Here is a 22857-nt window from a genome sequence, read left to right on the forward strand (position 1 = left end):
TCAAGGGACGGGCGAGAAGTATTGCGCCCGGACCAAGAGGCCGGTGTTCCCGATACGCGTTTCGGAGAGCGTGGCCGCATAATCTCCAAACGCGTACTCCTCTTGGTACGATTGAAGGGGACCCTTCGCGAAGTGCTCGGGGGTGTTCACGCCTGCGCTCTTCGCAGGTGCGCCGAGCTCCCCCGAGAGCCTTCGCGATAGCTCGGCCACCATCGTCGTCGCATGGGCGACCTCGAGCTTCCGCCGGAGAACGGTGACGACGGCGAGCGTTCCGCGCGCGCGGAACTCGAAGTCCACCTCTTCGGCGGGCGCAAACGAAGTTGGCTCCCCGAGATCGACCGCGTCCACGTCCTTGCAGGCGCGGATGGTCTCGTTGCCATGGAGCCGCTCGCAGTGAATTCCCCGCCGCTCGGCCCACGCTTCCAAATCGGAGAGCGTGGTCTTCTCCAACTCGAAGCCAGCCGCGGGGCGCGTGGGAGCGGATGGCATGCCCGCGTACCCAGCGGCGGGGATGGCGCGCGCCCGATCGATTTGCTCGGGCGTGGCTTTGGTGATGGGGCAACCGACGCCGAGCTTGGCGAGCAGCGGCCTCCCGATCGGCATATGAAGAACGCCGATCACGGCGACCAACCCGACGGTGATCGCGCCGCACCGGACGAGCGCGCGCCGAAGTCTCGTGGAGGACATCACCCACCCGGAAACGGTGCAGGGCCGGAGGGGGCCGAGGGATCGGTGATATCCGACTTGGTATCCGTCAACGCGCTCGCGAGCGCATTGAACTCGGATTGCGTGATTTGGCCCGCACCCGGCGTCTTCCCGTCGGCCACCACCAGAGGCATGAGGTCCGTCGCGAGGATATTCAAGAACGCGTCGAAGGTTTTGTCGCCGATTTTGAGGCCCGCGTGCGACGCCTTCATGTTGCGGCAGGTGAAGTTCGGCGTGTTGGTGTTCGCCGCATCGTTCACCGGCGCGCCCGGGTACGTTTCGGCCCCTACGACGGACGCGACGAGCCGGGTGAAGCACTCTTCGATCTGCGCCGCGCTGGGGTGCCCCGCGGGGATGGGGCTTTTGACTTGGTTGAAGAAGTACGTCTTCAGGTTGGTGTCTTTGAGGATCTTGTTCTCGACCTCGCCTTTGACGAAGGCCAAGAGTCCTTCGTGCTTGCCGAGCCGTTCGTAGGCCGACGGCGCCGGAGGCGTAAAGGGGCCGGGGCCCGGCGGGGCGCCTTGTGTGGTGATGGCCGACTTGGTGCCCGTGAGCGCCGAAGCGAGGACGTTGAACTCCGATTGGCTGATGTGGCCTGCCGTGAGCTTCGTTCCGTCCGGAACCACCAAAGGCATCAGGTCGGCGGCGAGGATTCCAACGAACTTATCGAACGTCTTGTCCCCGATGTTCAGCCCCACGTGCGACGACTTCATATCGCGGCACGTGAAGTCCGGTGTGTTCGTATTGGCCGCGTCGCGGACCGGGGCGCCCGGGTACTGTTCGGCCTTCACCGCCGAGGCCACCAGGCGGGTGAAGCACTCCTCGATCTGGGCCGCGCTGGGATGACCGGCCGGGATGGGGCTCGCGACCTGGTTGAAGAAGTACGTCTTCAGGTCGGAGTCTTTGAGGATCTTGTCCTCGACCTCGCCTTTGACGAACTTGAGGAGCCCGGCGTGGCCCCCGAGCCGCTCGTAGGCCGAAGGCGACATGCCGCCCGAGTTGGAGTCATCGTCGCTGCTGCAACCTACGACAGCCGGAGCCGCCACGATGGCGACCACGAAGGGGCCTAGGAGCTTTATCGATTTCATCGGACATCCTCCTCCAGCCCACCTACGCTCGGAGGCGGCATTCGGATCGATCGATGCCAATGCTCAACCGCGATATCTTCTCGCATGAGTCGACGATCCGCCCCACCGTCTCGCACGTAAACGGGGATCGCGCGACGGCGCGGCGCTCGAAGGTCGCGCTGCGCCCCGCGCGGAAGCCGCGACGGCGACGTTGCGCGCCGGGGCCTCCGACGCGGCTACGCCGCCGTCACGTGAAGCTTTACGACGATGTCGGTTCCGAGCGGATGGAGCGTCCGTGGGCCACGAATCGGACGAGTCTCTGATGGATCCGCGATAATTCCCTTGGCGCGCGAACCGCGCGGCTCATGGCGCATATGCGGCGAGGCGGGCGGCGAGCTCCGCGGGGCGGCTCAAGTAGACGCAATGGCTGCCGTCGATTTCGTCTGCCGTGATCCCCAAACGTTCTTTCGCCAGTTGCCGCAGGAACGATGCGGGAAAGAAGCGGTCATCACGACAAAGCACGAACGACGTCGGGACGCTTGGCCACGTCTGGAGCGGCCACGGCTTCTCCATGGGCGTGCCGGACTGGTTTCGTCCGCGGCGCGTGGCCTCCGCCAAGAGCTCCGGGGGCACGTCGTGCATGAACAGCGCGACCTCGTCGGTGGCGCGTTCACCTTTCGCTTCCTGCTCGCGCGCCATACGTTCGTAACCGCTGGCGGCCCACCATTCCCCAGGTGTCTCGCCGGGCTTCGGGATCATGCCGGCCAAGAAGACGAGCCGCTGCACCGGGACCCGGTCGCACACCAAGGGCGCGGTGAAGCCGCCCAGCGAGTGGCCTACGACGATGAGATCGGTGCGGCCGCCGATGGCCGCGATTACGGCGTCCGCGTACTCCGATAGCCCGGTCGAATCGTCGTCACACGGCAGGTCCATCGCGATCACCTCGTGGCCCCGCGCGCGCAGCTCGGGCTCCACCAGGTGCCAGTCCCACGCGCTACCTCCGGCTCCATGAATCAGTACGTACGTGCTCATCGTCGATCGTCCTTCTTTCTTCCGTCGCTCGACCGGTCAACATTTCAGGAAAGGGCGTAAACGTCCACTGCATTCAAACGCGAGCCGCGCACGATCGAGCTCGAACTTCGGAGACACGCGAGCCTCCATCGACGGTCGCGACCGGGCGATGGATGGGTGTCGTTGCCTTTGCACGAACACTTCGTTCGCAGTTCGGCGACCTTCCCGCGCTTGCTCGCGCTCGGACGTCATGCAACTAAGCCGCTCCGTCAATCGTGCTTCGACGATGGATCGCCCGCCGTCGAGAGAAAATTCGCTCGACCTGCGATCCGGCGACGATGGCGCCAAACAGGGCCGGCTCCGTTCCGACTCCGCCCCGGGTTCCTGGCCGAACTTCGCGGGAACGGCGCGGCGCACGGGCCCGTCGCGGCGACCTTCGAGCTCGCGTTTACTCGTCACACGAAGAGGTTTCTGTCATGAATTGGAAATGCCTTGCTACGGTTTCGGCGCTCACGGCCGTTGGCGCAACGGCTTGCGGTGGGGCCTCGGGCGCGGGGAGCGCTGCTCCCAAAGCGGAAGACGCGACTGCCAACAAGAGCCCGGAGGCGAAGATGGACGATCCGAGCCCGAAGCCCACCATCGCGTTGATCCACGGCGCGTTTGCCGATTCATCCAGCTGGAACGGAGTCGTTCAGCGTCTACAGCAGCGCGGCTATCCTGTCATTGCACCGCCGAACCCCTTGCGCGGCATCGAGTCCGACGCCGCCTCGGTCGCCAGCGTGCTCAAAACCGTGCAAGGTCCCATCGTCCTCGCGGGACACTCGTATGGTGGAATGGTGATCTCCGAGGCGGCGAAGAGCGTCCCGGCGGTCAAAGCATTGGTGTATGTTGCAGCCTTCCTCCCCGAGCCCGGCGATAGCGCGATCGGGCTCACCACCAAGTTCCCCGGCAGCAAATTGGCGCCGACCACCACGAACCCCGTTCCGTACGCCACGCCTTCGGGCGGCAAAGGGGTCGACACGTACATCAAACCGGACGCCTCCCGCGACGTCTTCGCGGCCGACCTCCCCGCCAGCACCACCGCGATCTTGGCCGCCACCCAAAGGCCGATCGAGGGAAGCGCGTTGGGCGGGCCGTTCCCGGGGACGCCGGCTTGGAAGACCATCCCGTCTTGGGCGCTGGTGGCCCGCGCGGACCAGGCCATTCCCGCGGAGTGCGAGCGCTTCATGGCCGCCCGGGCCAAGGCCCGCGTCGTCGAGGTCGACGCGTCGCACGCGGTGTTGGTGTCGCGCCCCGACGCCGTCGCCGATCTCATCGTCCAAGCCGCGCAGGGCGCGCGCTGACGCAGAATGACGGCGTTCGATGACGCGCGGTATGCTCGCAGCACCATGCCGTCCGGCCGTCGAATCGCCGTCCTCGACGACAATCGCGCGCAGCCGACTTGGCCGCCAAGTCGATCATCGACTTGAATATCGTGACCGATCCGGCAGCGAGCTCCCGCCGGTGATCGAGCGGCTCGCGGGCATCGGTTACCGATGGGTCGGGGACCTGGAGGTCATCGGCCGAGCCGCACCTCGATCATGGCTTGCTTCGTGATCTGCTGCGAACGGATCCAGCGGTGCGGAGGCGCGATTCCGCGCTCAACGAAGGAGCGCCGAGCCCGCCCAAGGCGATATGCAGTTCGATGTCGCGGCCAAGGCGGCGTTCGTCGCCGCGCGCGCGCGGGCCCGCGCCTAGCCAGAAATGGCGCCCATCGCCCCATTGAAGCCCGGCGAGATCCTCGCGCCGCGCCCGCGGTGAGTCGGAGGGCGCCCGATATTGGGCAATCTGCGTTGAAACCGCAAATATCCTCTACATCGTGAGACGCTGAGGATTCCGCAGCTGTACGGCTGTCGAAATATAAGACACACCAAAGAGAAAAGCGCGTACGTACGCCCTGAACCACGACGCCAAGCGTCGAGCGCGCCATCGCGATCCCCGTCGAGTTCGTCGGTATCCAATTGACGGCCTTGTTTCAGAGAAGTTACACACTACCCATTGAAACGGCAGTCGCAGATCGTCTAGGGAAACCGGATAGCACTTACCTCCTAGGGTAACGCGGACATTTCTGACCGACCGCGCCTCGGTTCCACATCCTTATCTCTTTGGCACGTACACATGCAAAACGTTGAAAACCCCCGAATCTCGGAAGAGGGGGAGCGCGAAGTTCAATCTACGGAGCTCGACGCCATTGCCAGCAAGCTGCTCACGCTCCCCGGCAGCTTTGGCAACAAGCTCGAAGTCATCGAACGCGCAGCCATCGTCGAGACGATGCGCAGCGTGGGTCACAACAAAAGCCAAGCCGCGCGCCTGCTCGGTATGGATCGAAAAGCCCTCGAGCGTCGGTGGCAACGCATCCGCGCGCTCGAATCCGCCCCCGCCGAGGGCGAGACCGAAACACCCAATCGGTAAGCAATCGACGGGACAGTACGGGCGAGCGCAACGCGCTCCCACGCGCAGCTCGCCGCGTTGCAACAGTGGATACTGTCCCGTACCGTGAGTCGATAAAAGTAGAGCCGGCGGTGATCCGTTTGGGTATTCCGGCCGGATAGGAAGTTTAGATATCGATTCCACTTTCAGGACGGTGTCCCGCTCCGGACGGCAAATGCCTATTGCAGTGTAAGCACGTACACGAGCTCGGTGCCAGAGCTTGTGCCTGCAAGTTTCTTGGAGCGTCTTCGAGCGAACGCTGCTCCGTTAGCGTTCGCTGGCGCGGCGCGCGTAGCCGCTATCGCAAAGGAGGTGCACCAGACCGAGCGCTTCGTCGAGCGAGAGCTCGGGGACGTGCGCCGCCAGATCCTGCGCGGAGAGGGGCTCCCGGCTTCGCGCGACGAGGAGGGTGGCCGCGAGGTACGACTGGGACATCTCGACCGTCGTCGCGTCCTCGAGCCCGAACTCCTCCGCCGAGAGGCGAACGGTGTGACGGCCATTGTCCGTGCTCACGACCCCCATCGCGGAGCGCGCGCGGCTGATCACGCGATCCGCCGGGCCTGGGAGCCACGGGGCGGGCCGCTGCAAATCATCGACGCTCAACCGCGCGACCGCGCGCCGGAGGGCCTCGAGGGCGGCGGCGGCGTCCCACGAATGGGGGCCCGCGTGGCCCCAGAGCGTGTAGGCCGTCGAACGCCACGCTTCGTCGCGAAGGAGCTGCGCGCGAAGCGTTTTGGTGACCACATCCGCCCAGGGGCACGACTGAAGGTGAATATGAAGCGCGATGGACTCTTCGCTCGAGAGCGTGTCATGCCAATATCCGCGTGGCACGTAAAGCATCGCCCCGGGCTCGAGCCGGTGGGTCTCCGCGAGATGATCGGGTATGCCCGGCGGAAAGGGCTCATGCGCATACAGGCGCAGTTCGTGAGAGACCTCTTCACGTGTGACCCAGGTCTCCGTCGGCTGCGGCGCGTGCGTATTGGGCGCGATGTGCCACGTCTTGCTTCCTTTGACCTGAACAGTGAGCGTCGCCACCGAATCGAAGTGGGGTTGCGTGGAGGCGCCCGGCTGACTGCAAAACACGCTGCAATCCACGTACGTGGCCGGCATTCCGAGCGCGCGCGCGATATCCGCCTGCAGGCTCTCCAACCGCCGCAGCTTGCGCAGGTAAAGGGTAATGCCCGCCTCGTGCAGCAGGCCCGCCGCGTGGGCGCGGACCCGTGTCGTGCGATGTTTCCCCTCGCGCGTTCGAAACCACGCGATGGGGTCGTCGCCCGCGTCCAGCGCGAGATCCTCCACCTCCCACGAGGGTAGAAGGCTCGTGACGGCGGCCGCGCGCTCGGCCGTCGCGGGGAAGAACTGCGCGCGGCGTTCGACGATCTCCTGGGCGCAATCGGGAAATGGCGATAGCCACCGATTCACCGCACGATCCGGCGCGTGTAGGTCCATCGTTCGTTCCTAGTGCGATTAGCGCGTGGCGCTCGGATCGGGCTGCACCATACCGACGATGGCGAATGACGTGGGGGTGACCGGACCGATGGACCGACCGGTCACGCGAAGCAGCTTCGTTTCGGCGGACGAGCCCCGCGCATCACCCGCGGCGGGCGTTGCGGTTGCCTGAGCCTCGCCGGCCCCCGTCTCGCGCGCGGCGGGCTCGGATCCTGTCGTCGGGAGACCTGCTCCCGCCTGAGCGGATTCGCTCACGGAAGACTCGTTCGGCGCCGCGTCGGCGATGCACCCCGTGACATGGCCGAGGAGGGCGATCGTGGCTGCAATGGGCTTGATCGAGGGGTTCACGGTCCTTCGCTCGCAATCTGGACGCCCGAGGGCTCCGGTGTAGTGGAAACTTCTTTTGGGCACGATGAGAGCTTCGCCCGCGCGCGGCGCGCGGTGATGCTGCGGGGCTCGCGGCCCCATCGTTCGACGACCTTGCTGTACGCGCTGCAAGCTTCGGCGTGCTGGCCCTTCGCATCGAGGCTCTCTCCGAGCCAGAGCAGCGCGTGCACGTAATCTTGTGGTTTCGGAAGGGTCGAACACGCCGAGGTGGCCCGCCGCAGGAGGGTGATGGCCTCGTGGATGCGCCCGGCGCGCAAATAGACGAACCCCAGGCTCGAGTCGACGCCCGCGTCGCGCTCCACCAGATCGATGACCGAGTCGGCGGGCCTCGCGGCGATGGCGTCTTCGGCATCGACCGCGTCGCGCGCGGGCCGAACGTAGTTCTCGAACCAGCGGACGCCGGGGGCCGAGAAATAGCCACCGCGCTCGAGTTGTTTGGCAGCTGCCGCGTCCCGCGCGCGCCGGAAATCGGATCGCGATATTTGCGACGTGAGATAGAGGGCCCGCAGGTTCTCGATGCCCGCGTCGTAGATGTCGTTCGGCAGCCACGCGTTGCTTCGGTAGGCCACCTCGCGGGCGGCGCGGCGCGCATCCTCGTCGAGGCCGAGCTCGCGGGCGATCTCGAGGCGCCAGAGGAACGGCATCGATCGGAGCATCGCATCGCTCGACGTCCCGGCAGATTGCCAGGCGTCGACGTCGCGGAGCGCCGCATCGAACTCGCCGTCGAAGACGTGGAGGAACAAGGCCAACAACGCTTCCAGCTCTTTCCGCGTATCCGGCGCGGAGCGCTCGATGCGTGTCTCCAGAATACCTCGCGTCGCCGCCGTGGACTGCGTTTGCGCGAGGACGATATTGGCGAGGAGCGCATACGCCATGGGCTCGTCCGGATTTTTGGCGATCAGCTTGCGCGTCGCCCGCTCGGCGGCGTCGCACCGGCCATCGTTGGCCTCGAGGTGCGCCAGCCAATCGAGGCAGTCCGTCGCGTTCGGCGAGATGGCGATGCAATCCTCCAGCATGGCCCGACCGTCGCCCACGTTCCCCAGCTGGAGCTGAGCGGCCGCGCCGAGCCATCGCGCGGCCGGGGCGAGCGTCGTGTCGAGGGCCGCGGCCAGCTCGAGGGCCCGGCGAGGCTCGCGTGCACGGATGTAATGCTGCGCCTGCGCCAGCCGCACCACTTTGTTGCTCGGATAACGTTGCGCCAGCTCCTCGAGGCGCTGGGTGCTGCCCGTCACGTCGGTGGGCTCGTCGACGAGCGGCCGGAGCGCTTCGAGCAGAAGCCCGTCGGGCTCGGTCAGGCGGCCGTGGAAGGTGAGGGCAACGCGCGCATTGCTGCGCGCGACGGCGTCGATCCGTTTGGCGGCCGCGAACGACAGCAAGTGGGCGCGGACGTCGTTCGGATCGCGCGCCGCGGCCTCGGCGAAGCGGGTCCGCGCCGCGCTGCTCGAGCCATCCGACCAGAGCTGGATCCCCTGCTCGACCAGCGCGGTGGTCTCCGCAGGCTCGCGCGGGGTGACCGGCGGCCGGCGGGCCGCCCCCGACAAAATAACGGTGTAGCCGATCAGGATGGCCGCGAGCGCGCCGAGGAGCACGCCCCGTTTCGTTCGGCTCAACACCGACGCGCCACCGGCGCGCAGCGCGGCGAGCAGCCGGTGGAAATCGGGGTAGCGCGCGGTCTTCTCGACGGACATGGCGCGGCGGATCACGCGCGCGACGTGCGCCGGCACCCCGGGCATATCCTGCGGCGAGGAGCGTTGGGAGAGCCTCTCGACGCCGGTCGATCGCGGGTGCGCCCCCGTGAGCACCTCGTAGGCCAGAACGCCCCACGCAAATTGATCGGCGCGCGCGTCGACGGTGCCCCCGAGGAGCTGCTCCGGCGCCATGTAGCGCGGCGTCCCGACGATGCCGGCGGTATCGGTGCCCGTCCACGCGAGCGCCTTGGCGATGCCGAAGTCCGCCACTTTTGCAGCTCGGTCGCGGGTGAGGATCACGTTCTCCGGCTTGACGTCGCGGTGCACGATGCCGTGATCGTGCGCGTACGCGAGGGCCTCTGCGATCTCCGTGAGCCAGCGCAGGCGCTCGGCCTGGCTCGCGTTCTCGGACATGGCCTTTCGAAGATTGCCGCCGTCGCAGAGCTCGAGCACCAGATAGGGCAGGCCGGAGCTTTCGGCCGCGTCATAGATTTCCGCAATATGCGGGTGCCGCAAGGTCGAGACCATGCGGGCCTCGCCCAAGAGACGTTGCTTGGCTTGGTCGCGCTGCTCCGTCGTACCCTCGGCATCGACCCGAACGACCTTGAGCGCGACCCCGCGTTCAAATGTCGTATCGAAGGCGCGGTACACCTCTCCCATACCACCTCTGCCGAGCACATCCTCGATTCGGTAGCGCGCGGCAAAGACATTCCCGTTGGCGAGCTGCCGGTTCGCGGAGCTAATCGGAGACGACAGGGTCGCGCTCTCCGGGGGCTCGGACGCGGAAGAAGCGGAAGAAGAAGCAGAAGGGAGAGGCGCTGCGAGGATCCGGCGCGCGAAGGCTTCCAGGTGCGCCTCCTCGAGCGCGACCTCGGCCATGTGCCACACGCCGAACATGGTCCGGTCGAGGACGGTTCCCGTGGCGGGGCCAGCCAAACACTTGGTCAGAGCTTCGCCCGAGATGGCAAACACCACAAGGACGAGCTCACGACGTTGCTGATCGTCCGCAAGGTAGAGAACCCATTGTTCCCCGCGCTCGAGGAGCTGCTCGAGCCGCAGGTGCCCGAAGATGGAGACGCCTACTTGCAGTCCACCGGACCCCGAATCAGGGATCGTACGGCCGAAACCAGGCTCCAAAGCGGGCCCAATACCAGGCCCAATACCAGGATCGCTGCCTGACACTCCTGAAGCGCCGAGGGGCAAAGCCGGTTGGATATCGACTGGCGCTTCCAAGCGCGGCCTCCCCGCCATTGCAGCAAACGTGCACGATGATGCAGGGTCGCGCGAGGTGCTGCAACTCCATTCAGCCGCCCGCCGGAAATAATTGCAATAGCTACGAATTGACATCCGACTACCATTCAGCTGGGCGGTCGAATCCATTTACGCGGCACGTCGGCCGTCGCGGGGCGCGGTCGTTTGCGGCCTGCGCAAGGAGTCGTTTCGAGCTGCCCACGCGGCGTGTTTTGCTTCGTCCGCGTCTCTCGGGGCCGCGTCTCCTTTCGCTCGCGTCTCGGTTCGCCCGCGTCCCGCGCCGCCCCGATGCTCGCGAGGGCGGACGCTTTCCGGTGGCGTGCCGAGCTCCGCGCACGGCGGGCTGCCGGCGACGTCGACCCAACGCGGCACGCGGGCGATGATTTCGGCGCCATCCTGCTCAGCTGCTTGGCGCGCGTGGCATCTCGGACCACGCGGTCCGAGGGCGCGGAGCCCGACGTTCGCCGGTCCCTTGCGACCTCGTCGCGGGCGTCCGTCCTCGTCTTCTTTGCGTCGCCGTCATGCTTTCGCCTCCTCGTCTTCTTTTCGTCCTGGTCTTCTTTTGCGCGCGCTTCCGAACCGAATCCTCCGAGAACGAAGCATTCGGGCGAATCGTCGGTTCGCAACGCTTCCGAGCCGGTGGTGAAGTCGAGGAGCATCTCCGGATGGATGGCATTCCAACGTCGAATTATGAGTCTGGTTCGGAAAGCTCGATTGTGCGCACGTCTTCCGCGCTTCCGCTGTAGAGCCAATATGGTGTTATAAGCTGCAGGGGATGTATTTGCGATTTTCTATCAACTCATTTGGAGTTGACGATCGGCTCCCGGAGGCACCACTCTCCAGCCCAATCCAATAGAAGCGACAGGTCGAATCTGGAGCTCACCTCTTCCTGGTGAGCTGGTGAGAAAGGGCTTCCCATGAAACGCGAACAGCTCGTTGGGGCAGGTGCCGCACTCGTTCTCGGCAGCGCATTTCTCGGATGCAGCTCCTCGCGGGCGGCGCCCCCCTCGCCGGTCGAGGAGAGGCCCGCGACGGAATCGCTGGAGTGGAGCCCGGCGAGCGGGGCAGCCGGCGACGAAAAGGTCTTCAGCGAGGAGGCGCAAGAGGCACTGTCGCTCGGAACGGCGAAGTTCACCGCGTTGAAGGATCCCAACGGGAACGTCGTCGCCCGGGTCGCCTTCGTCGCGCGGTCCGAGCACTCCACGCGGGTCGAGGTCTTCGCGACCTTGCCGGCGGCGCTCGCGGGCTATCATGGATTCCACATCCACGCGAACGACAACCCCGCCAACGGGGTGGGATGCATCGCCGATCCCGCGCAACCCGCCAATACCCATTTCGTCTCGGCCGATGGCCACTACAATCCAGGCAACTCCGTTCACGGAGCCCACGCAGGCGACATGCCATCTCTATTCATCGACAAAGACGGAAAAGGCTCCATGGTCTTCACCCTCGACCGCTTCGGTCTGGCCGAGCTCACGCGCCGCGCCGTCATCATCCACCTCGGGGCCGACAACTTCGGAAATGTGCCCACCGGCGCCGCCGTGAATCAGTATACCCCCAACGGCCCCGACGCCGTTACACTGACCCAAAATACCGGAAATGCCGGCAATCGAATTGCTTGTGGGGTCATTCCATGAAGCTTTGCGGGCGTGATGGGGGATCGGGCGCGTCGGGCGAAGGGGATCGGTCGTGTGGGGCGAAGGTGATCGGTCGCGAGGGGCGAAGTGGGGTGGTCGCGAGGAGCGGAGCGTGATCGGTCGCGAGGGGCGAAGTGGGGTGGTCGCGAGGAGCGGAGCGTGATCGGTCGCGAGGGGCGAAGTGGGGTGGTCGCGAGGAGCGGAGCGTGATCGGTCGCGAGGGGCGAAGTGGGGTGGTCGCGAGGAGCGGAGCGTGATCGGTCGCGAGGGGCGAAGGGTGTTCGATCGTAGGGAGCGAAGCGCCCGAGCGAGTTCTTCGTGAGCGAGCGCCCTCTTCGCACGGTGCGCCGGATGGATGGCGCGTGCAAACGAGGTGTTCGGATGCATCAGGCTATCCACGCACACCCCTGACGCGCTAATTCTGCTGAGGTGGCCACCGAAGCGCTCCTGATCTTCGTCTTCACCTATGTTGCATTTTCCGTGGGCCGGGTGCCCGGCTTGCGTTCGGACCGCGTGGCCGCCGCGATCATTGGGGGCGTTTTGCTCGTGGTCCTCGGGGTCCTCACGCTCCCCGAGGCGCAGGCGGCGGTCGACGGTGGGACCCTGGGTCTACTCTTCGGCATGATGGTGCTCTCGGCGGCACTCGAGATCTCCGGCGCGTTCAACATCATTGGTTGGTGGGTGACCCGGCGGGCGCGAAGCCCCATGGCGCTGCTCGTGGGGATCTCCATTACATCGGCCGTCCTGTCGGCATTTCTCATCAACGACGTCGTTTGCATCGCGTTCACCCCGCTGGTTCTGCAGATTGCCGAGTCGCTCGAGCGCAATCCGCGCCCTTATCTTTTGGCGCTGGCCACCTCGTCGAACATTGGCAGCGTGGCGGCCATCACCGGCAATCCGCAAAACATTCTCATCGGCTCCCTTTCGCACATCTCCTACGGGCGCTTCGCCCAGGCGCTCGTTCCCGTGGCCGTCCTCGCGCTCGTTGCAAATGTCGCCACCATTGCGTTCTTGTACCGTTCGAGCCTCGGTGCTCCATTTGCACCGAGGGTCGAGGGAAAGGCGCCCATGGTCTACCGCCGCTGGATGTGGAAGAGCGGGGTGGTGGGCGGCGGTGTTCTGTTGGCGTTCGTAGCCGGAGTCCCTCCGGTCATCGCCGCGCTCTTCGGTGCATCGATGATGCTGCTCACGCGCGCCGTGAATCCAAAGCGGTTGTACGTGCGAATCGACTGGACCTTGCTCGCCCTCTTCACCGGCTTGTTCGTGGTCGTCGGCGGGATCGAAAAGGCCGGCCTCGCCGAGTACCTGCTCCGCATCCTCCAGCCGCTGCGCCCCGAGAGCCCCCTGGGCCTTACGATCATCACGGCCATCTTGTCGAATGTCGTGAGCAACGTACCCGCCGTGATGGTGCTCAAATCCATCGTGCCGCATCTGCCTCACGCCGAATCGGCATGGCTCACCCTCGCGATGGCCTCGACCTTGGCGGGCAACCTGACCCTCCCCGGTTCCATCGCGACCATCATCGTCGTCGAGCGCGCGAAGGGAAGGGCCACCATCTCGCTCGTCGACTTCATCAAAGTCGGTATTCCATCGGGGCTCGTAAGCCTTGCCATCGGGACCTTATGGCTCGGGTGGTGGTGGCTTCCCCGCTGAGGTGCACATATCTGCACGCGTAGCGTATCGCGCAGTGTGGCGTGTGGCGATTGTGCGGCAATCTCCACGCGAATTGTGCACCTCAACAACGCATGCGCCGCGCGGGCGAACTCCTCGGTACGATGTTGTCGCCCGCTTCGTGAAGCCATTCACGACGCACCGTTTCATTCTCGGCAGGCGATGAAAATGACGATGATGCCACGTCGCCCGTCGGTGGATCGTTGCCGTTATTGTGCTGACGCCGGGATCGGTCGGATCCATCGCGCTTAATCGAGGAAAGGAGCGCTGTATTCAAAGAGACATCTTTCAGCTGCGGACATCATACGACACAATGATCCTGCGTCGTCTCTCGACATTCCAGCAATTGGTCTCCGAGGCCGAGTCCGCACCCATCGAGGGTTGGGGCTATTCCTGGCGCGCAACGGAGACGCGGCCCCCGTGGCAATACGGCCGCATGGTGGCGGAGCGCATGGAGCGGGCCCGCGATGCGCTCGACGTACAGACCGGGCGCGGAGAAATCCTGGCGAGCGTTCCGCGTCTCGCCGTGCGAACGGTGGCCACCGAAGCGCGGCCGGAGAATATCGTGCAGGCCGCGAAACTTTTGCGCCCGCGCGGTGTGGCCGTCGTCGCCAATCACGATGCATCGCCGCTTCCCTTTGGCGACGACACATTCGATTTGGTGACCAGCCGCCATCCCGCGGTGACCGAGTGGAAAGAGATCGCGCGCGTGCTGAAGCCCGGTGGAACCTTCTTCTCGCAGCAAGTCGACGCCATGAGCGTCCTCGATCTGTTCCACGACGTCGTCGGGCAGTCCCACGTTCGTAGGCGGCCCCTCGACGTCGAGGCGGCGGCCGCCGACGTCGGACTCGAGGTCCTCGATCTCCGTCGCGAGTTCGTTCGCACCGAGTTCCACGACGTCGCGGCCGTGATTTATTTTCTACGAAGGATGCTGAGCAAGGTGTCTGCCTTTTCCATCGATCCGTACCGTACGGAGTTCCACGAGCTTCATGAGCGCATTCAGCGGCACGGGTCTTTCATCGCACACACGACGCGATTGCTCGTCGAAGTGCGAAAGTAGCGGGCAAGAAATGGCGCCATTCGCGCTGCGCGCGGCATGCGGCGCGGCCGGAGCGTTCCGGGAAATGGTGACTGTTCGAGCCGCCGCGTGGGGTCGTCGGAGCGTCCGAGAGACGGCGTCATGGTCGGAGCGTCCGAGAGACGGCGGTCCTTCGAGCGCGCGCGGCGTATCCGGAGCGTTCCGAGAGACGGCCTCATGGTCGGAGCGTCCGAGAGACGGTGGTCCTTCGACCCACCGCGCGCGCGTCGCAGTAGCAACACCGCTACGTAGCAACAACGCTATGTAGCAGCTTGCTACGTATCAACGGCGCTACGTAGCAAGCTTGCTACTCAATTCGGGTGGTTGATCCATTTCGGATCATCCTCGAGCATGGCCCTCAGCCAGGCATAAAAGCCAGGCGAAGAATCGTAGACCAAGCCGACGTGCAGAGCGCCCGGAATGTAATAATAGCGCGCCGCCGGCCACGACGAGGCAATCTTCGTCCCCAGCTCTTCGAGCTTCGCATTGAACGCCGAGGCCGAGAGCCCCATGTAGCCTGCGATGACGCTGTCGAACGTGTACGAGACGAGCGCGAATCGATTCGGGCCCTTCGAATACTTCGTGGCCAGAAAATCGAAATACCCGGACACTTCATGGCACGCGGGACAATCGGGCGGAAGCTGTAGACCCCAGCGGGTCTTCACCGTCTCCCAGAGCCCGGGCGCCGGCTCGATCATCGGCCCCCGAATCGTCGATTCCATCGACGCGCACCTCGGGAAACCGTCGCTGCACGCGATCGAAGTTGAACACGGTGCCGAAGCCGCCCGCGCTCACGCCCATGACGATCAATCGGCTCATCGCAGGCCAGATGGTCGCGACGTAATCGAGAGCCCGCCCGACGTTTTCATAACCGACATGATGCGCGGTCCGGCTCGAACCCTTGTCATCGTACCGAATGACGTTGTTTCCCGCGTGGTCATCCCCCGTGCAGTACGGGACATAGACCATGTTCCGGCCACGAAGTGGCGTGTTCCCGTCCGGGAGGCTCTGGACGGTCACCGCCTGTCGATCGGACTCGAAATCCCTCTTGGTGAATCCCGAGTCCATATAGCTCGCCGCCTTGAGCCCATAGCACGTAGGACCGTCCCAGCACGCCCCACCACCCGCCATGTAGAAGATGGTCTCGGACGATTCGGGGACCACATAGACACCCACGCCGGTGGGCTGTCCGTTGCCGCACGTCATGCCGGGAATGTCGACCCACGTCCATGTCTTCGCGGGCGGCCGCGGTGCCGATGGAACGGCTGCGGCACCTCCGTCATTGCTCATGCGTCCTGCATCGGACGACGAACTGCACGCGGAGCTCGACGCCACGAGCAGCGCAAGACCCGCGGTGCAGGCGCTTACCCACCCCGAGACCCGTTGGCTCGGCAGCATCGGCGGGCTGCTGGCCGCCTTAAACGACGTGAGCGATCGCGAGGACACCGAGATGGTCGATGACGCCGAGTCGCATCATGTTTCTAGCCGAACCATCGTAAAAGGTTCACGGCGCCGGCCACGTCTTCGCATCTGCATCCCATGCGGGATGGGGCGTCCGGGATCCCACTGCGCGGGATGTCTCGGATCCCACTGCGCGGGGCGTCCGGGATCCCACTGCGCGGAGGCCCACCTCGGCTCGGCGCGTGATCGTGGGGCTGGACATTGCCACATTCGGGTTATTCTCATTGGATGCACGAAACGGCTGCCCGTGAGTTTGCGCAAAATTGGCTTGCTGCTTGGACAGGCGGGGCGCCAGCGGTGGCGCGCCTGCTTTCATTCTATGCGCCCGACGCGCTGTACTGTGACCCCGCTCATCCCGAGGGGATCCGAGGCCAGGAACGCCTGAAAGCGTACTTCGATCGACTTCTTCCCCGCTATCCCGATTGGCGCTGGGAAATCGTGGAGCTCTTCTCGACCGAGCGTGGATTCACGCTGAAATGGAAAGCCACCCTGAACGACAGGACGTGCCATGGACTCGATATCGTCGACGTGGACGGCGCCAAAATCGTTCGGAACGAGGTCTTCTTCGACCCCCGCGCGTTGTTTGGCGCGTAGCGCCTATTCGCTCCACGACGTTTTCGATTCTCTCGATGTCGACGTTCTCGAACGCTTCGACGTTTCTCGAGCGCTTCGACGTTTTCCGAACGTCTCGACGTTTCCGAACGCCTCGACGTTTCTCGAACGCCTCGACGTTCGAACCCATGAATCAAACCCGCCGTCATCCGTCCCTCCTCGAGTGCCGCCGAAACCCACGAGGAGAGCTCGCGACCTACCGTATTTTGGCAAGCAGACCGCAGCCGTCATGGCGCTGTCGTTGAGCGCCACAGGGCTCGGTGGATGCGCGAGCACGCAAGCGCTCCGAGGCTCGTGGCAGACGCCACCCCGCACGTCCCTGGTGGCCATACCGTACCCGACGCACGTCGACACGCAGCACGTGCAAGCTTTATCGCGCGCCGCAGGCGGAGACGTAATCATGGCCGGATTCGCCTCATGGCCCGATCACGGCGACGAGTTCGCAGCCCGCGTTTCATCCTCGGGGCAGCTCCGGTGGGTGCATCATTTCACGACGTGCAACTCTGGAATCGCACAAGAGCTGGTCGTAGGGCCGACCGACGACGTGTTCGTCATGACCGTCGGCCCCATTTGGCTCGACGCGGGCAACGGGCGCCCCACGGGCGACGAATGGGATGCCGCGTGCAGGACGCACGCGCCCATCACCCCGTTTCCAACGGAGCGACAGCGAACCGCCCGCGTCGTGCACTTCGGGAGCGACGGAGAGCTGCTCGGACAATTCGACATACCGGGCGCGCGCTATGAAAACAGGGAACCCCCAAAGCTCTTCGCCCGCACCGACGGAAGCCTCACGGCCGTGGGCGGGCAGGTCATCGAAGGAGGCCCCCACCTGGAAATCGTCCACTTCGCCGCGACGGGCCACCTCATCACACGCCGAGCCATCGCCGGAACCTTCGACAACGACGCAACCGCATCCGGCAAAGGCTTCATCCTAACCGCCTCGCAAGATCCCACCTCCACGTCCCGACGTCTCCACGCATTCTCCTGGACCGGCGACCGCTTATGGTTGGCCGATCTGGCCTCGCCGCAAATCCTCTACCCCGGCTCCATCGTTGCGGTTCACGGCAACCGGATCGTCGTCCGTCTCAACGACGAAGACCCAACCTTCGTGAGTCTCTCCGCCGAAACCGGCCAACGCCTCTGGGCAGCAAGCGGCGGCACCGACTGCGGCGCCCCGCCCAAGGGCCCCCGCACCTTGCGCAACACCGAAGTAGCAATCCGCCGCCGCCGCTTCGACGACACCCGCGCCACCTACTGCGCACTCGACCTGCAAACGGGCGCAGTCCGCACGCTCTTCACCCTTGTGTCCCAGCCCATCGTGGGGCTTCCGCACCAAAAAACCGTCTCTCCTTTCGTCCGCGGCGACGCGGCGGTCATGAGCGCGGGCTCCCTCTGGGTCGTGGGAACCTACATGGCGCGACTGACCCTCGATGGTCTGTCCATTCAAGCCGACGCGAAGGTCTGGCCTTACTGCGACCTTCATCCCGTCGAGTGCTTTGGCCACGACGACGACTGGGCCGTCGAGACGTACCCGGAGCCGTTCATCGCACGCGTTCCGCTGCGTTAGCGCAAGGCGGCATGTGCCGCGTCGGGTGGGGGCCGACCGACGGGTTTAGCTCGCGGGCTTTCGGGGATCCGAGCGGATGAAGGGAAAACGGAGCGGGAAGGGGTACGCGGCGGGACATCGTTTGCATGCGTTCTGCATTGATATAAAGACGAGCTCGCTTTGATCGCGGTCGAGCGACTGGGCCGAATTTTACGGGTGTTCGCGCGCGAGAACGAGCATCTGTCGGCTTGTTCTCACAGAGTGGTTGACAGCGTGAGCTACGCGAGTATGTTCCCGGCCTTGCAAGGGCGCCCATAGCTCAGCTGGATAGAGCACTGGTCTACGGAACCAGTTGTCGGAAGTTCGAATCTTCCTGGGCGCGCCACTCAATTGCTAAAGCGGAAGAAGCAGACCCAGGGTTCCGGCCCTGGGTTTTTTGCGTTAGGGGCTGGAAATTAGAGCATCTGCACTGCTGGCTCGTTCTCACAAAGAATGAGAATTGGCTGCAGAGTGCACGCAAAGAAGGTGCTTTCGCTTACTCAGACTGCTTCTCGGCGCCTCAGACAAGTAGAGACCGGTTCCGGCCGCTCCGAAGGTCTGGATGTTCTTAAGAATGCGCCTTAAGAACGGAGACCCGATCCGCGGGCGTGCACAACTTCGATCGCGGACGCAGCGTCGGCGCCGAGCCCGTGCGGCACGCAGACGCCCACGCTCTTCGGCCGAACGCGCCCGGTGATGCATCGGTCGCATCCAGACGACGACCACGGGCTCCCGCGTCGCTCCTCGAGACGCTCAAACGCCATCCCGCAGCGGTGACACGGAGCACCGCGGCGCAAGCTATGACGGCACGACCTGGCGGCAGCCCTGCACCGACAGCGCCGAGAAAGAGGAAGGCGCCATGCTGTACGCGGTCTTGTCCATAGGGCGAAACCTCACGTCACGCGCACCAGCGAGCATGGCCGCCGCCCTGACGTAAGGAGCCTCCCTGCGCCCATCCGTTGGGGGGCTTTGGCTGACGCGGGATGTGACAATGTCACCGAACAACGGGGCGTCGACTCTTCGGCCCTATTCCGAGGTATTCTGAGGGCCGTGATAAACAGCGAACGCCCGGCCGATCTCGACGATTTGTTCATTGCGTGCCGCGCTGAGAATGCGAAACGCGCTTTTGGTGAGGCTGTTGCCTGCTTTCGCGCCGGGGCTTATCGAGCCAGCATCGTCGCAACGTGGACCGCCGTGGTCTTCGATTATCTCGGCAAGCTGCGGGAGCTGGAACTCGCCGGAAATAAAGAAGCGGCGAACGTTCTACTCGAATTCGAAAACGCGCGAGCAAGTAGCAACATCCCGCTGGCCCAGAAGCTTGAGGGGCAAGTTCTTGCCGATGCTGCTGTCAAATTCGAACTCCTCACGCCGATCGAACACGAGGATCTTGAGCGCCTTCGACTCGACCGACATCGATGCGCACATCCGTCGCTCCTCACACTTGATGAGCCATATCAGCCTCCTGCCGAACTGGCGCGCGTGCACATGCGAAACGCCGTCACGCACCTCCTTTCTCGACCCCCATTGCAGGGGCGCGAGGCCTGGGAGCGGGTCTGGGCAGACGTTTCGTCGGAATACTTCCCCCTAAATCAGCTGGAGGCAGTCGAGAGGATTCAGCTCCGTCTCACGCGTGCACGGCCCTCGTTGGTTCGAATGCTCATTATCGAATTAACGAAGAAGCTTCTCGGACCGTACGACCAAAACGAGGATATGCGGGCAGATGCACGGGCGCACGCGGCACTCGCAGCAACGGTCTCGTTGCATCACGCTGAAGCTGAGAGGCTCCTTCGCGAAAAGTTCGACAAATTAGCAGATTCCGTCCCAGACTCGAACCTACATCGCCTCGTGCACTATTGCCGCCGCGTCAGCCTTGCTTGGTCGGCCCTGGGACGTGCGATGCAAGGTAAGCTGCGAACATTTGTTGAGGGTGCGGCCCCGATGGTACTGGACGATGCGCTTGAAATAGTCGATCTGCGCGAATGCGTAGTCAAACGAATTCCGCGCCTTGGCGATGGATCGTTGATTGGTCTCGCACAAAGGTCGCGTGACACTGCGGTTCTCGACGAGATTGTAGCTCGTTTCGAGGGTAAGGCGTTGTTTACGACATTTCGAGACCTCAGGCCAGCGCTGAACGACGAAGATCTTCGTGCGCGGTGGACCGTTGATCAACGGAAGCGACTTGTACGAGCCCTCGCAACGAATGACACGCTCAAAAGCTACATGGGGTACGAGAGCGTGATCGAAGGAGTCCTCGAAATCTCTTCTAGTGCGAATAGCGAAGACGAATGGCGTCCAGTATTCGAGTTCTGCATATCGAAAAAGTGGCTGCTAGCCGTAGCTCGTGCAATTCGGGCTATATATCCGAATTTTCCCGACGTTCCAGACGTCAAGCCGACCGACCCCGCGGCGGAATCTTCGGTAGCCTCAAGCGCCTAACTTTCCACGGTGTGCTACGGGGAGCTCGACGACAGCGCACCGGGCTCTGAGGCTTGGGCGCAGGATCCGTGGTTCTACTCCTGGAGTCGAACGGAGGGGATCATTTTGGTCGCGCGGTCGACCCCCCATCAGACGGCGCCCGCTCCCAGCCCGCCGATGCGGGAAGCCCTCGCAGCGCGAGTTCGACCTCGCGCTTGCAAGCGACGTCGTGAAGAACGGCGCGGCGTTGTACGCGGCCACGTTAAATTGACCCACGACGGCCACCAGAAATTGACCCACCCGGCGGAGCGAAGCGCGGGGGGGAGCAGTTTCGGCCAGGGAAAATTGACCCACCCCTGAAAGGGGTGGACAGGCGAGCGGGCGATGGAGTCGTCGTCCGGGGATGGTGCCGATGGACGTGGTGGCAGTGATTCGACACAAGGTGGCGAGCGAAGGGGTTCCGATTCGAGAAGTGGCGCGGGAGCTCGGATTGTCGCGAAACACGATTCGGCGATACGTGAGGGCCAACAAGATTCCGGTTCCAAGGCCAGAAAAACAGGTCCGACCAAGCCCGGTGCGCGACGAGGTGGCCACGGCGGCCGCGGCTATCTGGCGAGCGCGCCGATCCTTTACGGCGGGCAAACAGCGGCTGACGGCCAAGCGGCTGTGGGAGCTATTGCGTGAAAACGGGCACACGGCGAGCGAGCGCACCGTGCGGCGATTGGTGGCCGAATTTCGTAGCGGTGAGCGTGAGGTGACTGTTCCTCTGGTGTACACGCCCGGCGAGCTCGCACAGGTGGATTTTTTCGAAGTGTGGGTCGAGCCCTCGGGGATTCGCCAGAAGGCGTGGATGTTCGTGATGCGCTTGATGCACTCAGGGCGCGACTTCGCCATGCTCTGCGCGCAACAAGACGCCACTTGGTTCTTAGCGGCTCACGTTGCGGCGTTTACCTACTTCGCGGGGGTGGTGGCCGCCGTGGCCTATGACAACTTGAGCGCGGCCGTGGCCAAGATCCTCGTCGGGGCGCCACGGCTGCTTCGGCCCCGATTTGCCGCGCTTTGCGCCCACTACGCCTTCGAGCCACGTTTTTGCCGCCCCGGCGAAGGCCACGACAAGGGAGGAGTCGAGCGCCGCGGAGGACACGTACGTCGCCAGCATTTGGTGCCCATTCCGCGCGGTGAATCACTTGCCGCCATGACCACGGCTTTGCAAGCACGCCTCGATGCTCAGCATTCGCGCAATCCGATGTACGTCGAGGCCTGGGCCCGCGAGCGCAGCGCGCTGCGGCCTCTCCCAGCGCCTTTTGACGGCCGCCAGGTGCGCACCGTGCAGCTTCGCCACCACGCCAGCTACCTCGTCGCGGGCGCTCGGTGCCCAGTCGGTGGTGCGGTCAGATGGTCGACCTATTCCTAGGCATCGACACCGTCACCTTCGCCAAAGGCGACGAGACCATCTGCCATCCTCGCGTGGCCTTCGGTGGCCGAAGTATCGACTATCGGCATTTGCTACTGCCACTATCGCGCAAGCCACAAGCTCTGCGCCAGGTCGCTCACGAGTTGGTGGTACAATTCGGCTCACCATGGCCCGAGCTCTGGGAGACGCTTTGCAATCGGTATTCGCCCGACCTGATCGAAGCTGCACGAAGACTGGCTCCGTGGTTGGAGCGCGCTGACCGCGAGGGAGTCGGTCGGGTCAAGCAAGCCATCATCACCGCCCTTGCGTGCGGTACGCTGGTGCCCTTTCTGCAACGCACAAGGCGCACCGAAACCCTCGCCGCTGTCCCGCTGGCATTATCGGAATACGCGGTCGAGACGCCCGACCTATCGCGCTACGACGTGCTTCTCGAGAGGGCATCGGCATGAGCACCGACGACGTGCTCTTGGCCGCCGTACGCGCCCATACGCGCGTACTCAAGCTGCCGACCGTCGCACGAGAGTGCGAAACGCTGGGACGTCAATCGCTGGCCGAAGGCTGGTCACCGTTGCAGTACTTGCGGGCGTTGCTCGACGCCGAGCTCGCAGTCCGCGCCGAGCACGCGATTGGGCGCCGCATGCGAGCGGCTCGTCTGCCCGTGCACAAAACGATGTCGCAATTCGATTGGCGGAGGCCACACGGTCTCGAACGCGCCCGCGTCGAAGACTTGGCTCGTGGTGCCTGGATTCCGACGGCGCGCAACATCGTGATCTTGGGCCCCGTGGGCACCGGAAAAACGCACTTGGCCATCGCGCTCGCCATCGAGGCCATCAAGCGCGGCCACCACGTGCTCTTTTACCGCGCCTCCGACTTGGTCCGGGCACTGACCGAGGCCCGGTGTTGCCACGCCTTTAATTTGATGTCGTTCCGCGCCGGCTAAATGATGGGCATCACGCA

At 64.5% G+C, this 22857-nt stretch carries 19 protein-coding genes and 1 tRNA gene; 12 read left to right on the forward strand and 8 right to left on the reverse strand.

Translation table 11 applies throughout. From position 1 onward, the window contains the following. From LZC94_44000 to LZC94_44010, 3 genes are all read right to left on the reverse strand, one after another. A complete protein-coding gene (locus tag LZC94_44000; protein WXB14771.1) occupies nucleotides 1-687 on the reverse strand; it encodes a hypothetical protein in 687 nt (228 codons plus the stop codon). Next, nucleotides 687-1793: a hypothetical protein gene (locus tag LZC94_44005; GenBank protein WXB14772.1), complete on the reverse strand. Its 1107-nt coding sequence runs from the start codon at nucleotides 1791-1793 to the stop codon at nucleotides 687-689. Before LZC94_44005 ends, LZC94_44000 begins: the two co-directional genes overlap by 1 nt. Before the next feature lie 342 nt (nucleotides 1794-2135). Next, nucleotides 2136-2804, reverse strand: coding sequence for an alpha/beta hydrolase (locus tag LZC94_44010; protein WXB14773.1), 669 nt, complete (start codon nucleotides 2802-2804; stop codon nucleotides 2136-2138). Nucleotides 2805-3259: 455 nt separating this feature from the next. Between LZC94_44010 and LZC94_44015 the strand changes: the two genes are divergently transcribed. Together LZC94_44015 and LZC94_44020 are read left to right on the forward strand one after the other, a co-directional pair. After that, nucleotides 3260-4126 carry an alpha/beta hydrolase gene (locus tag LZC94_44015; protein WXB14774.1) on the forward strand — a complete coding sequence of 289 codons (867 nt, stop codon included), beginning with the start codon at nucleotides 3260-3262 and terminating at the stop codon, nucleotides 4124-4126. An 814-nt stretch (nucleotides 4127-4940) separates the two neighbouring features. Beyond that, a complete protein-coding gene (locus LZC94_44020) occupies nucleotides 4941-5234 on the forward strand; it encodes a helix-turn-helix domain-containing protein (protein ID WXB14775.1) in 294 nt (97 codons plus the stop codon). 285 nt (nucleotides 5235-5519) lie between these two features. On the opposite strand, the gene LZC94_44025 is transcribed toward LZC94_44020, so the two are convergent. From LZC94_44025 to LZC94_44035, 3 genes are read right to left on the reverse strand one after another with little or no spacing between them, the layout of a single operon-like run. Continuing rightward, nucleotides 5520-6701 (reverse strand): cupin domain-containing protein, encoded by a 1182-nt coding sequence (locus LZC94_44025; protein WXB14776.1) that lies wholly within the window; start codon nucleotides 6699-6701, stop codon nucleotides 5520-5522. A gap of 18 nt (nucleotides 6702-6719) precedes the next feature. Continuing rightward, nucleotides 6720-7049 (reverse strand): hypothetical protein, encoded by a 330-nt coding sequence (locus LZC94_44030; GenBank protein ID WXB14777.1) that lies wholly within the window; start codon nucleotides 7047-7049, stop codon nucleotides 6720-6722. After that, nucleotides 7046-9913 carry a protein kinase gene (locus LZC94_44035; protein WXB14778.1) on the reverse strand — a complete coding sequence of 956 codons (2868 nt, stop codon included), beginning with the start codon at nucleotides 9911-9913 and terminating at the stop codon, nucleotides 7046-7048. Before LZC94_44035 ends, LZC94_44030 begins: the two co-directional genes overlap by 4 nt. A gap of 1031 nt (nucleotides 9914-10944) precedes the next feature. Between LZC94_44035 and LZC94_44040 the strand changes: the two genes are divergently transcribed. The 3 genes from LZC94_44040 (at nucleotide 10945) to LZC94_44050 (ending at nucleotide 14395) form a co-directional block, all read left to right on the forward strand. Next, nucleotides 10945-11664 (forward strand): superoxide dismutase family protein, encoded by a 720-nt coding sequence (locus LZC94_44040; protein ID WXB14779.1) that lies wholly within the window; start codon nucleotides 10945-10947, stop codon nucleotides 11662-11664. Nucleotides 11665-12093: 429 nt separating this feature from the next. Then, entirely contained in the window at nucleotides 12094-13317 is a 1224-nt protein-coding gene (locus LZC94_44045; protein WXB14780.1) for an anion transporter, read from the forward strand. A 232-nt stretch (nucleotides 13318-13549) separates the two neighbouring features. Continuing rightward, nucleotides 13550-14395 (forward strand): methyltransferase domain-containing protein, encoded by an 846-nt coding sequence (locus tag LZC94_44050; GenBank protein ID WXB14781.1) that lies wholly within the window; start codon nucleotides 13550-13552, stop codon nucleotides 14393-14395. 329 nt (nucleotides 14396-14724) lie between these two features. Here the strand turns inward: LZC94_44050 and LZC94_44055 are convergent, their stop codons facing one another. Further along, nucleotides 14725-15024 carry a hypothetical protein gene (locus LZC94_44055; protein WXB14782.1) on the reverse strand — a complete coding sequence of 100 codons (300 nt, stop codon included), beginning with the start codon at nucleotides 15022-15024 and terminating at the stop codon, nucleotides 14725-14727. A 1-nt stretch (nucleotide 15025) separates the two neighbouring features. Next, nucleotides 15026-15703, reverse strand: coding sequence for a pectinacetylesterase family protein (locus LZC94_44060; GenBank protein ID WXB14783.1), 678 nt, complete (start codon nucleotides 15701-15703; stop codon nucleotides 15026-15028). Between the two features lie 399 nt (nucleotides 15704-16102). Between LZC94_44060 and LZC94_44065 the strand changes: the two genes are divergently transcribed. The 7 genes from LZC94_44065 (at nucleotide 16103) to LZC94_44095 (ending at nucleotide 22840) form a co-directional block, all read left to right on the forward strand. Continuing rightward, complete coding sequence (locus LZC94_44065; protein WXB14784.1) at nucleotides 16103-16468, forward strand: nuclear transport factor 2 family protein; 366 nt, start codon at nucleotides 16103-16105, stop codon at nucleotides 16466-16468. Nucleotides 16469-16886: 418 nt separating this feature from the next. Continuing rightward, entirely contained in the window at nucleotides 16887-18053 is a 1167-nt protein-coding gene (locus tag LZC94_44070; protein WXB14785.1) for a PQQ-binding-like beta-propeller repeat protein, read from the forward strand. A 287-nt stretch (nucleotides 18054-18340) separates the two neighbouring features. Next, nucleotides 18341-18417, forward strand: a tRNA-Arg gene (locus tag LZC94_44075). 704 nt (nucleotides 18418-19121) lie between these two features. After that, on the forward strand, nucleotides 19122-20507 hold the full coding sequence (locus LZC94_44080) for a hypothetical protein (GenBank protein ID WXB14786.1): 1386 nt from the start codon (nucleotides 19122-19124) through the stop codon (nucleotides 20505-20507). Nucleotides 20508-20889: 382 nt separating this feature from the next. Beyond that, nucleotides 20890-21900 carry an IS21 family transposase gene (gene istA, locus LZC94_44085; GenBank protein WXB14787.1) on the forward strand — a complete coding sequence of 337 codons (1011 nt, stop codon included), beginning with the start codon at nucleotides 20890-20892 and terminating at the stop codon, nucleotides 21898-21900. Then, complete coding sequence (locus LZC94_44090; protein WXB14788.1) at nucleotides 21882-22349, forward strand: hypothetical protein; 468 nt, start codon at nucleotides 21882-21884, stop codon at nucleotides 22347-22349. Before istA ends, LZC94_44090 begins: the two co-directional genes overlap by 19 nt. Next, nucleotides 22346-22840: an ATP-binding protein gene (locus LZC94_44095; GenBank protein WXB14789.1), complete on the forward strand. Its 495-nt coding sequence runs from the start codon at nucleotides 22346-22348 to the stop codon at nucleotides 22838-22840. Before LZC94_44090 ends, LZC94_44095 begins: the two co-directional genes overlap by 4 nt. Nucleotides 22841-22857 lie beyond the last annotated feature (17 nt).

The sequence above is a fragment of the Sorangiineae bacterium MSr11954 genome (genome assembly GCA_037157815.1).
Taxonomy (GTDB): Bacteria; Myxococcota_A; Polyangia; order Polyangiales; family Polyangiaceae; genus Pendulispora; species Pendulispora albinea.